Origin of the sequence: Streptomyces sp. BE303, assembly GCF_036290945.1 — a bacterium.
Lineage (GTDB): Bacteria > Actinomycetota > Actinomycetes > Streptomycetales > Streptomycetaceae > Kitasatospora.
Genome location: NZ_JAQYWZ010000275.1, coordinates 1 through 13,281, shown reverse-complemented (window position 1 = coordinate 13,281; position 13,281 = coordinate 1). Strand labels below are relative to the sequence as shown.

Annotated in this window: 11 protein-coding genes; 8 read left to right on the top strand and 3 right to left on the bottom strand. The window is 74.3% G+C overall.

Features of this window, described 5'->3' with window-relative positions; all coding sequences use genetic code 11:
* Positions 1 to 239 precede the first annotated feature (239 nt).
* Positions 240 to 1,226 (top strand): helix-turn-helix transcriptional regulator, encoded by a 987-nt coding sequence (locus tag PUR56_RS02065; RefSeq protein WP_329879098.1) that lies wholly within the window; start codon positions 240 to 242, stop codon positions 1,224 to 1,226.
* A 321-nt stretch (positions 1,227 to 1,547) separates the two neighbouring features.
* On the top strand, positions 1,548 to 3,971 hold the full coding sequence (locus tag PUR56_RS02060) for an endonuclease/exonuclease/phosphatase family protein (RefSeq protein WP_443034424.1): 2,424 nt from the start codon (positions 1,548 to 1,550) through the stop codon (positions 3,969 to 3,971).
* Positions 3,972 to 4,129: 158 nt separating this feature from the next.
* Here PUR56_RS02060 and PUR56_RS02055 read toward each other — a convergent pair whose 3' ends face one another.
* The gene (locus tag PUR56_RS02055; protein WP_329947595.1) at positions 4,130 to 5,074 is read right to left on the bottom strand and encodes an SGNH/GDSL hydrolase family protein; all 945 of its coding nucleotides are present in this window, start codon (positions 5,072 to 5,074) and stop codon (positions 4,130 to 4,132) included.
* Positions 5,075 to 5,408: 334 nt separating this feature from the next.
* On the opposite strand from PUR56_RS02055, the gene PUR56_RS02050 reads away from it, so the two are divergent.
* On the top strand, positions 5,409 to 7,064 hold the full coding sequence (locus PUR56_RS02050) for an FAD-binding dehydrogenase (RefSeq protein WP_329947594.1): 1,656 nt from the start codon (positions 5,409 to 5,411) through the stop codon (positions 7,062 to 7,064).
* 105 nt (positions 7,065 to 7,169) lie between these two features.
* Here PUR56_RS02050 and PUR56_RS02045 read toward each other — a convergent pair whose 3' ends face one another.
* Positions 7,170 to 7,826 carry an NADPH-dependent F420 reductase gene (locus PUR56_RS02045; protein ID WP_380515475.1) on the bottom strand — a complete coding sequence of 219 codons (657 nt, stop codon included), beginning with the start codon at positions 7,824 to 7,826 and terminating at the stop codon, positions 7,170 to 7,172.
* 112 nt (positions 7,827 to 7,938) lie between these two features.
* On the opposite strand from PUR56_RS02045, the gene PUR56_RS02040 reads away from it, so the two are divergent.
* Entirely contained in the window at positions 7,939 to 8,307 is a 369-nt protein-coding gene (locus PUR56_RS02040; protein ID WP_329947593.1) for a winged helix-turn-helix transcriptional regulator, read from the top strand.
* A gap of 49 nt (positions 8,308 to 8,356) precedes the next feature.
* Here PUR56_RS02040 and PUR56_RS02035 read toward each other — a convergent pair whose 3' ends face one another.
* Positions 8,357 to 8,707 carry an ArsR/SmtB family transcription factor gene (locus PUR56_RS02035; RefSeq protein ID WP_329879094.1) on the bottom strand — a complete coding sequence of 117 codons (351 nt, stop codon included), beginning with the start codon at positions 8,705 to 8,707 and terminating at the stop codon, positions 8,357 to 8,359.
* A 91-nt stretch (positions 8,708 to 8,798) separates the two neighbouring features.
* Between PUR56_RS02035 and PUR56_RS02030 the strand changes: the two genes are divergently transcribed.
* From PUR56_RS02030 to PUR56_RS02015, 4 genes are all read left to right on the top strand, one after another.
* On the top strand, positions 8,799 to 10,829 hold the full coding sequence (locus tag PUR56_RS02030; RefSeq protein ID WP_329947592.1) for a heavy metal translocating P-type ATPase: 2,031 nt from the start codon (positions 8,799 to 8,801) through the stop codon (positions 10,827 to 10,829).
* Entirely contained in the window at positions 10,826 to 11,236 is a 411-nt protein-coding gene (locus tag PUR56_RS02025; protein WP_329879092.1) for a (2Fe-2S) ferredoxin domain-containing protein, read from the top strand. Before PUR56_RS02030 ends, PUR56_RS02025 begins: the two co-directional genes overlap by 4 nt.
* Positions 11,237 to 11,426: 190 nt before the next feature.
* Positions 11,427 to 11,678 (top strand): hypothetical protein, encoded by a 252-nt coding sequence (locus PUR56_RS02020; RefSeq protein ID WP_329879091.1) that lies wholly within the window; start codon positions 11,427 to 11,429, stop codon positions 11,676 to 11,678.
* Between the two features lie 214 nt (positions 11,679 to 11,892).
* Positions 11,893 to 13,281: choice-of-anchor A family protein (locus PUR56_RS02015; protein WP_329947591.1), on the top strand; the 1,389-nt coding region annotated here is incomplete at its 3' end.

Genomic DNA, 13,281 nt, shown 5'->3' with positions numbered 1-13,281 from the left:
GTGCCGGCTGTAGGGGAAGGGGCCGGGGCGGGGGTCCGGGCGGGGTCCGGGCGGCGGTCGGGGCGGGGGCTGCGGCCCGGCGCGACGGTCGACCGATCGGAAAGCGGACCGGACGGTCCCGTTTTGCTCGCCTGACCGGATCGTGCCTTGTGGGTGCGGGGTACCGGCGGAAGGATCTGGATCCGGCGGACCGTCCGGATGTCCATTTGCGCTGATGTGATGATTCAGGGGTCGTTGACGTGTTGGAACTGCTGGGCCTGGACAGCACCGCAGAGGCCGTGTACCGCGAGATGCTGGCGGACCCGGAGGGCGGGGTGGTCGAACTCTGCGTGCGGGTCCGGCTCCCGGAACCCGCCGTCCGCGCCGCCCTCGACCGGCTCGCCGACCTCACCCTGCTGCGCGCCTCCCGCGAGCGCCCGGGCACGCTCTGGCCGGTCAGCCCGGAGCGCGGGCTGGAGCTCCTGCTCCGCCGCCAGGAGGAGGAACTCGCCCGCCGCCAGCAGGAGCTGGCCGTGTCCAAGGCCGCCGTCGCGCGGGCCGTCGCCGAGTACGCGACGCTCCGCTCGGCCACCCTGGTGGACGGCGGGGAGCGGCTGGTCGGCCTCGACGCGATCCAGGCCAAGCTGGAGGTGCTGACCGCCCGGCTCACCGGTGAGTGCCTGGCCGTGATGCCCGGCGGCGCGCAGTCCCCCGCGAGTCTGGCCGCGTCCCGTCCGCTCGACGAGGACGCCCTGCGGCGCGGGGTCGTCCTGCGCACCGTCTACCAGGACAGTGTCCGCAACGACCCGGAGACCTTCGCCTACGCCCGGTGGATGACCGCCCTGGGCGGCCGGGTACGCACCGCGCCGGTGCTGCCGCCCCGGATGCTGGTCTTCGACGGGACCACCGCCGTGGTGCCGATCGACCCGGAGAACACCCGGGCCGGCGCCCTGTGCACCGAGGAACCGGGCATCGTCGCCTCGCTGGTCGCGCTCTTCGAGCAGACCTGGGAGACGGCCCTCCCGCTCGGCGACGACCGCCCCGACGACGTCGGCACCGGCCTGAGCGCCGGTGAGCGCGAGCTGCTGCGGCTGCTCTCCACCGGGCTCACCGACGACGCGGCGGCCAAGCGGCTGGGCGTCTCGGTGCGGACGGTCCGCCGGCAGATGGCCGCGCTGATGGACCGGCTGGCGGCGGCGAGCCGGTTCGAGGCGGGGCTGAAGGCGGCTCAGCGGGGCTGGCTGTAGCCGGCCGGGCCCGCCGGCCGGTCAGCCCGGCGGGGCCGCGTGTAGCGGGGGTCACAGCTTCGGGGTGGCAATTCCTCGGCGTACCGGAGAAGTTAACCTCCGGGGTCTTGTCGGGTCATTTTCTACGCGCGTATCTTTGGGCGCTGCGGGGGCGCCCACCGACTTCCGCACGAATTTCTACGCGGGTAGCGGGGGCGCGCGATGTGCGCCCGACTGACCCACCCTCACGGTCCGGCCGGTCCCACGCCGCCCGGCCACCTGCCACCCCCGACTGCCGTGCCGCGCCGCCGCGCGCCCGGCAGAGCTAGGAGTCCCGTCCCGGTGACCACGCCCACCGCTCCCCGCTCGCGCCGCGCGCTGCTCCGCGCCACGCTCCTCCCGGCCGGCCTGGCCGCCTCGCTGGTGCTCGTCCCGCTGCCGTCCGCCGTGGCCGCGCCCTCGGCCGACGCGGTGATCGCCGAGGTGTACGGCGGCGGCGGCAACTCGGGTGCCACGCTGAAGAACGACTTCGTCGAGCTGGCCAACAAGGGCGGCGCCGCCTTCGGCCTGGACGGTTGGAGCGTCCAGTACATATCCGGCACGCCCGGCGCCAACTCCCAGTGGGGCGTCACCCCGCTGACCGGTGCGATCGCCCCCGGCGGGCGCTACCTGGTGGCCGAGGCGGCCGGCGCGGCGGGCACCGTCGACCTGCCCACCCCGGACGCGGCCGGCTCGCTCGCGCTCTCCGGCACCAGCGGCACCGTCGCGCTCGTCCGCGGCACCGACCCGCTGACCTGCAAGACCGCCGCCGACTGCGCCGCCGACCCGCGGGTGCGCGACCTGGTCGGCTTCGGCACCGCCGTGGTCCACGAGGGTTCGGCCTCGGTGGCCGGCGCCTCCAACAGCGCCTCGGTGGCCCGCCGGACCGGCCTCGCCGACACCGACGACAACGCGGCCGACCTCGCGGCCGGCGCCCCGACGCCGACCAACACCAAGGGCGAGGTCGCCGAGGGCAGCACCCCGACCGGTCCGACCGAGCCGGGCACCGTCCGGATTCACGACATCCAGGGCACCACCCGCCTGTCGGACCGCACCGGCAAGACCGTCGCCGGCGTGCCCGGCATCGTCACCGGCGTGCGCGCGTACGGCTCCAAGGGCTTCTGGATCCAGGACCCGACCGCGGACGCCGACCCGGCCACCAGCGAGGCCGTCTTCGTCTACACCGGCTCCGCGAACCCGACCGTCAAGGTCGGCGACTCGGTGCTGGTCACCGGCAAGGTGACGGAGTACTACCCGAACTTCAACGGCGGGTCGCAGTCGCTCACCCAGCTGACGAACCCGGCCGTCACCGTGCTCTCCTCCGGCAACGCGCTGCCCGCGCCGGTCGTGGTGGACACCCGCAACATCCCCGGCACCTACAGCCCGCAGGCCGGCGCCGACGGCACCGTCAACGGGGTCGCCCTGAACCCCGAGAAGTACACCCTCGACTTCTACGAGTCGCTGGAGGGCATGCTCGTCCAGGTCAAGGACGTCCGGGTGATCCAGGCGACCGACAAGTACAACGAGCTCTGGGTCGCGGCGGACAAGCAGGACCAGCGCAGCAAGCGCGGCGGCGTCCTCTACGAGTCCTACGACGAGCCGAACGTCGGCCGCCTGATGGTGCAGCAGCAGGCGCCGGTCGCCCAGCAGCCGTTCCCGGTCGCCAACGTCGGCGACGTGCTGACCGGCGAGACCACCGGCCCGCTGGACTACAACTCGTTCGGCGGCTACACCCTCGTCGCCGGCACCCTCGGCGCGCTCCAGGACAACCACCTCCAGCGCGAGGTGACCACCCCGGCCGCCGACCGCGAGCTCTCCATCGCCACCTACAACGTGGAGAACCTGGCCGCCACCAACCCCGACGCCAAGTTCGCCGAGCTGGCCCAGGCCGTGGTCACCAACCTGCGCTCGCCCGACATCCTCGCCCTGGAGGAGATCCAGGACAACAACGGCGCCAAGAACGACGGCACGGTCGACGCGAGCGCGACCGTCGCCAGGTTCGTCGCCGCGGTCAAGGCGGCCGGCGGCCCGGCGTACGACTGGCGCTCGGTCGACCCGGAGGACGGCAAGGACGGCGGCGAGCCCGGCGGCAACATCCGCCAGGTCTTCCTCTTCAACCCGCTGCGGGTCTCCTTCACCGACATCCCCGGCGGCACCGCCACCACCGCCGTCGACGTCGCGGGCACCGGCGCCGGCGCCGCGCTGACCGCCTCGCCCGGCCGGATCGCCCCGGCCGACGAGGCCTGGGCGAGCAGCCGCAAGCCGCTGGCGGGGCAGTTCTCCTTCCGCGGCAAGAAGGTCTTCGTCATCGCCAACCACTTCAACAGCAAGGGCGGCGACCAGGGCATCGACAGCCGCTTCCAGGCCCCGACCCGCTCCTCCGAGGTGCAGCGGATCAAGCAGGCCACCGTCGAGCAGACCTTCGTCGCCAAGCTGCTGGCCGCCGACAAGGAGGCCAAGGTGGTCTCGCTCGGTGACTTCAACGACTACCAGTTCTCGCCCGCGCTGGCCGCCCTCACCAAGGACGGCGTGCTGCGCTCGCTGGTGAACGAGCTGCCGGAGAAGGAGCAGTACTCGTACGTCTACCAGGGCAACTCGCAGGTGCTGGACCACATCCTGGTCAGCCCCGAGGTCGGCTACGCGAAGTACGACATCGTGCACATCAACGCCGAGTTCGCGCAGCAGGCGAGCGACCACGACCCGCAGGTGGTCCGCATCAGGCCGTGACCGGCCGGCGGGGTTCACCGCGGTCCGCCGCGGGTGCGCCGCGGGTCCGCTCCGCAGTGCTCCGCAGGACGGCCGAGGGGGCGGTGACCGGGATCCCGGTCACCGCCCCCTCGGGGTTTCCCGCCCCGTGGGCGGCGTGAAGTCGGCTTCCCCCGGCCCTACTTGAGGGCGTTGAGGACGGCGTCGGCCATGACGCGCTCGCCGGTGGCGTTCGGGTGGAACGGGACGGCCGGGGAGCCGGGCAGCGCGCCCTCGACCCAGCGGTCGTCCGAGCAGACGTCGTGTCCGGCGGTCGGCGTGGCGGTGTCCACGAAGGTGGCGCCGTTGGCGGCGGAGGTGGCCGCCAGCATGGCGTTGAGCTTGCCGAGCACGCCGTTCAGGTACGGGATGTCGCGCGGGGCGATGGGCTGGCGGAGCACGCAGTCCGCCCCGTCGGCGGGCAGCACGGACGGGTAGCCGACCACCAGGATCCGGGCCTTCGGGGCCTTGGCGCGGATGCGCTTCAGGGTGTCCGCGACCTGCGGGGCCGCCGCGGCGACCCGGTCGGCGAGGTCGTCGTTGCCGTACTGCCAGGACCAGCTGGACCAGTCCCAGTGGCCGTGGTGGTAGAGGTCCTTGCACGGCGTGCCGAGCGGGTTGACCACCGCGCCCGCGATGCAGGCGCCGACCACCTCGCCGATCCCGAGGTCGGTGACGCCCAGGTCGTTGCCGCCGATCCCGAGAGTGACCAGGTCCGTGTCGGCGGTCACCGCGTTCAGCTGCGGGTCGTTGACCCGGATGAAGGCGTCGTACTGCGGCTGCGTCATCGCCTTCACCTTGGCCGCCGCGCAGGTGACGTCGGTGTACGCGCCGGCGCGCAGGGCGGCGGCGACCAGGTGGCCGTAGTTGCGGTCGGAGCGCAGGCAGAGCCCGGCCGACTGGCCCGGAACGCCGGCGCCGGCGGCGTACGAGTCGCCGAGCGCGACGTAGTGCCGGGGCGCGGGGGCCGCGGCCTGCGCGCCGGTCGTGGTCAGGGCGAGGGCCGCGCCCAGTGCGGCGGCGCCGAGCAGCGCGGGCTTCCGGGAGGTACGGGTCGTGCGGCGGTTCCGGGCAGGGCGGAGCACGGTTCCTCCTGGGGGAGAGAAACGGGTGGGGTGGGGGGTCGTGCGAGCCTGGCCACAGCTACTGGAAGGTAAGTTACTTCCGGGTTTCGTATTCGTCCATGGTTTGCGCGGAAACACCCGAAAATCCGTCAGAGGTATTTCGAATTTCGCTCCACGGCGTATCGAAGGTATTTCCGAAACGGGGTGGAGCGGAATTCACGCCGCCGTTCGTCGCGGCCCCCGCAGGCCGCCGACCTGTTGACGGGCCCCGCCGCAGGCCGCAGTATCGGGCGCACCCGCACCGCCCGCGGGCAACAGCACCGCGCACGGCCGGAGCACCGATGGAGGAGCCCGCATGGCCCTGGACGCCGACGTCATCGTCATCGGAGCCGGACTCGCGGGCCTCGCCGCGACCGCCGAACTCGCCGACGCCGGACGGAAGGTGATCCTGCTCGACCAGGAACCCGCGGCCTCGTTCGGCGGCCAGGCGCACTGGTCCTTCGGCGGGCTCTTCCTGGTCGACTCGCCCGAGCAGCGCCGCATGCGGATCCGCGACTCGCCCGCCCTCGCCCGGCAGGACTGGCTCGGCACCGCCGGGTTCGACCGCCCCGAGGACGCCTGGCCGCGCCGCTGGGCCGAGGCCTACGTCGACTTCGCGTCCGGCGAGAAGCGGGCCTGGCTGCACGCGATGGGTGTCCGGTTCTTCCCCGTGGTCGGCTGGGCCGAGCGCGGCGGACAGCTCGCCGACGGTCCCGGAAACTCCGTCCCCCGTTTCCACATCACCTGGGGCACCGGCCCCGGACTGCTCGAACCGTTCGTCCGCCGGGTCCGTGCCGCCGCCGCGCGCGGACTCGTCGACCTCCGGTTCCGCCACCGGGTCACGGGCCTGTCCGGGAGCGCCGGCGCCGTCGACACGGTGACCGGCGAGGTGCTCGTCCCGAGCGGCGCGGCCCGGGGCGAGGCCAGCTCGCGGGAGGTCGCCGGCCACTTCGAGCTGCGTGCCCAGGCCGTGATCGTCACCTCCGGCGGCATCGGCGGCAACCACGAGCTGGTCCGCAGGTCCTGGCCGGCCCGGCTCGGCACCCCGCCCGACCGGATGCTCTCCGGCGTCCCCGCCCACGTCGACGGGCTGATGCTGGGCATCGCCGGCGAGGCGGGGGGCCACCTGATCAACGGCGACCGGATGTGGCACTACACCGAGGGCATCGCCAACTGGGACCCGGTCTGGGCCAGGCACGGCATCCGCATCCTGCCCGGTCCGTCCTCGCTCTGGCTCGACGCCCTCGGCCGCCGGCTGCCCGTCCCGCTCTTCCCCGGCTTCGACACCCTGGGCACGCTCGAACACATCCGCACCACCGGGCACGACCACACCTGGTTCGTGCTCAACCGCCGGATCATCGAGAAGGAGTTCACCCTCTCCGGCTCCGAGCAGAACCCCGACCTCACCGGCCGGTCCGTGCGGGGCGTCCTCGCCCGCGCCCTCCCCGGTGCCCCCGGCCCCGTCCGGGCCCACCTCGACCACGGGCCGGACTTCGTCGTCGCCGGCAACCTCCACGACCTCGCCCGCGCGATGAACGCCAAGGCGCGCGCCCAGCTGATCGACGCGGCCGAACTGCGCCGCGTCGTCGAGGCCCGCGACCGCCAGATCGCCAACCCCTTCGCCAAGGACCTCCAGGTCACCGCCATCCACGGGGCCCGCCGCTACCTCGGCGACAAGCTCATCCGCACCGCCGCCCCGCACCGCATCCTCGACCCGGACGCCGCCCCGCTGATCGCCGTCCGGCTGAGCATCCTCACCCGGAAGTCCCTCGGGGGGCTGGAGACCGACCTCTCGTCGCGTGTCCTGCGGGCGGACGGCTCGGTACTCGACGGCGTCTACGCCGCGGGTGAGGCGGCCGGCTTCGGTGGCGGCGGCGTCCACGGCTACCGCTCCCTGGAGGGCACCTTCCTCGGGGGCTGCCTCTTCTCCGGCCGCGCCGCCGGGCGCGCCGCGGCGGAGGCGACGGGGTAGTGGCGGCGGCGTAGCGGGGACGGCGGCGCAGCGGCGGTGGCCTGACGGCGGTGTGCGGTGTGACGGCGGTGGCCGTGCCGCCGCCGGGGCCGCCCCGGCCCCGCGTCAGGCGGCGGGCACGCCCGAGTACTGCCGCGGCGGCAGGACGGCCTGCGCGTCGTGACCGGCGAACCAGAGGCCGATGGCGAACGCGGTGGCGGCCTCCAGCAGCCCGGCACGGGCCAGCGGGCCGGCCGTCACCGGCGTCGCACCGAGGTCGGCGGTGAGGCGGCCGACCAGGGCGAGCGCCCCCGGGTCGTCCCCGCAGAGCGGCACGGCGAGCGGGCGGCCGTCGAACACCGGCGGCGTGAGCCGCCAGACGCTCTCGTGGCAGGCGTTGAACGCCTTCACCACGTGGGTGCCGGGAGCGGCGGCGGCGATCCGTTCGGCCATCGACGGGCCGCCGGCGGTGGTGAGGTGGAGACCGATCGGGCCGGGGGCGATCGGGTTGGTGCAGTCGACCAGCACCCGCCCGGCCGGCGGGGCCGCCGCCGCGACCACCGCCTCCACCGCGTCGGCCGGGACGGCGAGCAGCACCACCTCGCCGAACTCCGCCGCCGCGGCCGGGCCGGCCACCACCCACGCCCGCGCACCCGCGCTCTGCGCCGCCTCGGCGGCCCGCGCCGCCGACCGTGCGCCGAACACCACCTCGTGCCCGGCCCGGGCCCACTGCCCGCCGAGCGCCCGCGCCATGTTCCCCGCCCCGATGATGCCGATCCGCATGCGAAGTCTCCTGTCCGTCCGGCCTGTTCGGCCCCGTTCGGTCGATTCGGGATGACACTAGGAGCGCCGTCGGTTACCGATCGGTGCGTGACCGACGAACTCTGGGGGAGCGGTGGACGAGATTCCGGGCCAGACCTACCTGGCCGACTGCCGGGCCCGGGCGGCCTTCGACCTGCTCGGCAACACCTGGAGCCCGGTGGTGCTCTGGGCGCTGCGCGACGCACCCAGGCGCCCCGGCGCGCTGCGCACCCGGATCGGCGGCATCAGCGCCAAGGTGCTCACCGAGACGCTGCGTCGGCTGGAACACAACGGCCTTGTGGAGAGGCGCAGTTACCCCGAGTCCCCGCCCCGCGTCGAGTACGCGCTCACGCCGCTCGGCCGTACCCTCCTGCCCGCCCTGGAGACCCTGGGCGTCTGGGGGTCCCGGCACGGTGACGCCGTCCTCGCGGCCCAGGACCGCGCGGAGGAGTCCCCCCGGTGAAGGTGGCGGTGGCGCGGCGGGCGGCGCGGTGCGGCGGCCTCCGGGGGTCTCAGCGGTCGTCGGTGAGGCCGAGGCGGAGGTGGTCGACGTGGTAGACGGCCTGGTCGAGGAGGGCGGCGACGTGCTCGTCGTGGAGCGAGTAGACGACCGAGCGGCCGCGCCGTTCGCCGACCACCAGGCCGAGGTTGCGGAGCAGGCGGAGCTGGTGGGAGCAGGCGGACTGCTCCATGCCGACGGCGTCGGCGAGTTCGGTGGCGGCCCGGGGGCCCTCGCGGAGTTGGGCGAGTATCAGCAGGCGCGAGGGGGTGGCGAGGGCCTGGAGCGTACTGGCCACCTTGGCCGCGTTGGACGCGTCCAGGCGCATCTGCGGCACGGCGTTCTCGGCGGCTGAGTGTCCCATGGCTGAATCCTACGGGGCGGGTCCTCGGGCGGGCCGGCCGTCCATATGAACACATGAAGGTGTGTTCATGTGTTCCTGTATCGTGACGCCCATGCCCGCCACCGTGCTCACCCGCCCGCCCACCGCCGCCCCGCCCGCCGCACCGGCGCCGCACCGCACCCGCGTGCTCGCGCTGCCCGAGGCGCGCTGGGCGACGGCGAGCCTCGTCGCCTTCCTGGCCGCGCTCGCCGTCCAGCTGCCCGGTGGCCCCGGCTGGGCGTACGGCGCGCTGTACGCCGTCGCGTACCTCGCCGGCGGGTGGGAGCCGGCCCTGGCCGGACTGCGCGCACTGCGCGAGCGGACCCTCGACGTCGACCTGCTGATGGTGGTCGCCGCCCTCGGCGCCGCCGCCGTCGGCGAGGTCCTGGACGGCGCCCTGCTGATCGTCATCTTCGCCACCAGCGGCGCCCTGGAGGCCCTGGCCACCGCCCGCACCGCCGACTCGGTCCGCGGCCTGCTCGACCTCGCCCCCGCCACCGCCACCCGGCTGCGCGAGGACGGCCACGGCGCCGTGACCGGCCCCTGGGGCGGCACCGAGGAAACCGTCCCCACGACCGAACTCGCCGTCGGCGACACCGTGCTGGTCCGCCCCGGCGAGCGGATCGGCGCCGACGGCCGCGTCCTCGACGGCGCGAGCGACGTCGACCAGGCCACCATCACCGGCGAACCGCTCCCCGCCCCCAAGGCCGCCGGGGACGAGGTCTACGCGGGCACCCTCAACGGCGCCGGCGCGCTGCGCATCCGGGTCGAACGCGACGCCGCCGACACCGTGATCGCCCGGATCGTCGCCATGGTCACCGAGGCGTCCGAGACCAAGGCACCCACCCAGCTCTTCATCGAGAAGGTCGAACAGCGCTACGCCGCCGGCCTGGTGGCCGCCACCCTGCTGCTGTTCGCCGTCCCGCTCGCCCTCGGCGCGGACCTCTCCGGCACGTTGCTGCGCGCCATGACCTTCATGATCGTCGCCTCGCCGTGCGCCGTGGTGCTCGCCACCATGCCGCCCCTGCTCTCCGCGATCGCCAACGCCGGCCGGCACGGCGTCCTGGTCAAGTCCGCGGTCGTCATGGAACGACTCGGCCAGGTCGACGCCGTCGCCCTGGACAAGACCGGCACCCTCACCGAGGGCACGCCCCGGGTCACCGAAGTCCGCCCGTTCGGCGGCGTCACCGAACACGGCCTGCTGGCACTCGCCGCCGCCGCCGAGCACCCCAGCGAGCACCCGCTCGCCCGCGCCGTCGTCGCCGCCGCCCGTGAACGCGGTACCGGCGTCCCGCCGGCCACCGACTTCACCGCCACCCCGGGCGTCGGGGTGCGGGCGGTCGTGGACGGCGCGGTGGTCGCCGTGGGCGCCCCCGGCCCCTACCGGGAACACCCCGAGGTCGTCGCCCTGGAGGCCGCGGGCCGCACCGCCGTCCTGGTGCTCCGCGACGGCGAACCCGTCGGCGTCCTCGGCCTCGCCGACCGCCCGCGCGAACAGGCCGCCGCCGCCGTCCGGGCCCTGACCGCGCTGACCGGCCGCCCGCCCGTGCTGCTCACCGGCGACAACCCGCGCGCCGCCCGCCACCTGGCCCGCGAGGTCGGGCTGACCGACGTCCGGGGCGGGCTGCTGCCGCAGGAGAAGGTCGCCGCCGTCCGCGCGCTGGCCGACGCCGGCCGGAAGGTCCTGATGGTCGGCGACGGCGTCAACGACGCCCCCGCCCTGGCCGCCGCGCACAGCGGGGTGGCGATGGGCCGGGCCGGCTCCGACCTCGCCCTGGAGACCGCCGACGCGGTCGTCGTCCGCGACGAGCTGACCGCCCTCCCCGCCGTGGTGGCACTCTCCCGGCGGGCCCGCACGCTCGTGGTGCAGAACCTGGTGATCGCCGGTGCGTGCATCACCCTCCTGGTCGTCTGGGACCTGGCAGGTACGCTGCCCCTGCCGCTCGGCGTCGCCGGGCACGAGGGCTCCACCGTGGTCGTCGGCCTCAACGGCCTGCGGCTGCTGCGCGAACGGGCGTGGCGGCGGGCCCTGGAGAACGAGGCCCCGCACGACGAGGCCCGCACCACGAGGCCCCGCGCCGTGAGGAGAGCTGAGACACCATGAGCCGCCGAGACCGCGAGCACACCGGCCGGCAGGGCCCGGCCTCCCCCGTGACCGTCACCGTCTGCCGGGGCTGCTGCTGCGGCACCGAGCAGAAGCACCCGGGCATCGACCACACCGGCCAGTACGAGCGGCTGCGCACGGCCGTCGGGGCATCGGGCCGGGTCCGGGCCGTCAAGTGCCTCGACACGTGCGCGCATTCGAACGTCGTGGTGGTCGGCCCGTCGAGCGAGGGCCGCGCGGCCGGGGGGCGGCCGGTCTGGCTCGGCTGGGTCCTGGCCGACGACATGATCGAGGAGATAGCCGAGTGGGTGCAGGCCGGCGGTCCCGGCCTCGCCGACCCCCCTGGCATGCTCGACCTCCAGCAGATCGCCGTCTCCCGCCGCGTCCGCGAGGGCCTGTCGGGCTGACCCGTCGGACCAGGGTGTCGCCGGGTGCCGCCGGGCCTCGGGGTCGGGCAGGGGCGTCCCTCCGCGCCGGATGAACGGGCGGTGAACAGTGCCGAGGGCCCCGGCGAAAGCAGGCCGAAGCCGACGGTCCGGGGTTTCCGGGGGAGCGCAGGGCCTAGCATGACCTTGGTTCCGACCCGGGAGGAAGACGATGACCACGGTCTGCCGCATCTGCGCGGGCACCGGCCGCACCGCCGGCCTCAGCTGTCGGACCTGCCAGGGCACCGGCACCACCGAGGTGGGCGGCGGCGGCGGGAACTGCTTCCTCTGCGACGGGACCGGCGTCTACGTCCGCTACCGGGTCGACGCCGGTGGCGCCAAGCACGCCTACCGCGACGAGATCTGCCGCACCTGCGACGGGACCGGCAACCGCGCCCCCTCGCCGTGGGACGAGTCCGCCTGAGCGGAGCCGGTCCGCAGGGCGGGCCGCGGGCCGGTCCGCGGACCGGGCGGTTCCGGCCGGCTGACAGGTCGTCCGGTGCGGACGCTCCACGCTCCCCGCGCGTGCCCGCCGCCCGGGTGACGGTTGGACTGTAAGGGTGCGGCTGGTCACCGCATCAGCGTAGACGGCCACCTCACCGGTGACCCGATCCGCGCTGCTGCCGGACGCTACGACTATGGCTTCCTTCAACCGACTGCTCTCCCGCGTCCGCAGACGCGCCGGAGCACTCGCCGTCCCCTGTACCGTCATCTCGGCCCTCGTCCCGGTGCTCGCCCTCGGCCCCGGGGCGGTCACGGCCGTGGCGGCCCCGCTCCCCGGCGGCTTGGGGCCGTGCGTCCCGGGCGACTGCCCGAACCCCTACCCGAGCTCGATCAACAACGGCCCGTTCGCCGGTCGGGACAACGGCATCAACGTCTTCGTCGGCGGAGACTTCCTGGTGACCGGCCGCGCCGCCGAGGCCGAGGGACGCGTCGTCGTCCTCAACAACTTCAGCCAGGCCAAGGAGGTGGGGGTCAGCTCGATCTACAACGTCGGCATCGCCGGCGTCGGCTCCCGGGTGCCCCCGCCGGACGGCGCGGACTTCCTCACCACCGGCGGCGGCGTCACCGTCGTCCCCGGTCAGACCCTGGTCGCCGAGGGCGGTGTCGTCCGGCACGCCGGCCCCGTCACCGGCACCGTGACCGGCACCCTGGTCACCGACCCCAACGCCGTACAGCCCTACAGCGGCCTGCGGGACCAGCTCACCTCCGCGTCCGACTGCTACGCCCGGGTCGGAGGCACGCCCCGGACCCCGACCGGCACCGCCGTCAACGAGGGCGGGCAGACCCTGTTCACCGGGGACGGCAGCTCGGCGCTCCAGGTGTTCAACGTCGACTTCAACCTCACCGGCCCGACCGGCGGCCAGCAGGGCATCGTCTTCGCGAACATCCCCACGGGCGCCACGATCCTGGTCAACGTGCTCGGCGCCACCCGGGCCCTGAACACCTTCAGCGGCGGCATCAACGACACCGACGACCCGCTCAACGCCTACCGCGACCACCTGCTGTGGAACTTCCCCGACGCCTCCGTCGTCAGCCTGGGCGGCACCGGCCAGTTCCAGGGCAGCTTCCTGATCGGCGAGCAGGCCTCGGTGACCACCGTGACCCTCGCGGGCGTCAACGGCCGGTTCTTCACCGCCGGCACCCTCAACCACACCAGCCTGGCCACCGGAGGCGGCGGCCAGGAGTTCCACGCCTGGCCCTTCAACGGCGACCTTCCCGCCTGCGGCACTCCTCCGGTGACGGGTGAGGTGCGGGTGTTGAAGACGGATGCGAATACGGCGGCGCCGTTGGCGGGTGGTGTGTTCGATCTGTGGGAGGAGACGAACGGTGTTCCGGGTCTGCAGACGTCGGGGGTGAATCCGGACACGCAGGTGGGTGCGGCATGTACGACGGGTGCGAATGGTCTGTGTTCTCGGACGGTGGAGGTCGGCACGTATTACTGGCGTGAGACGGCTGCCCCGCCCGGGTATCAGTTGCCTGCTTCGCCGGTGTTCGGTCCGTTGGTTCTGACTCCGGCGAATGCT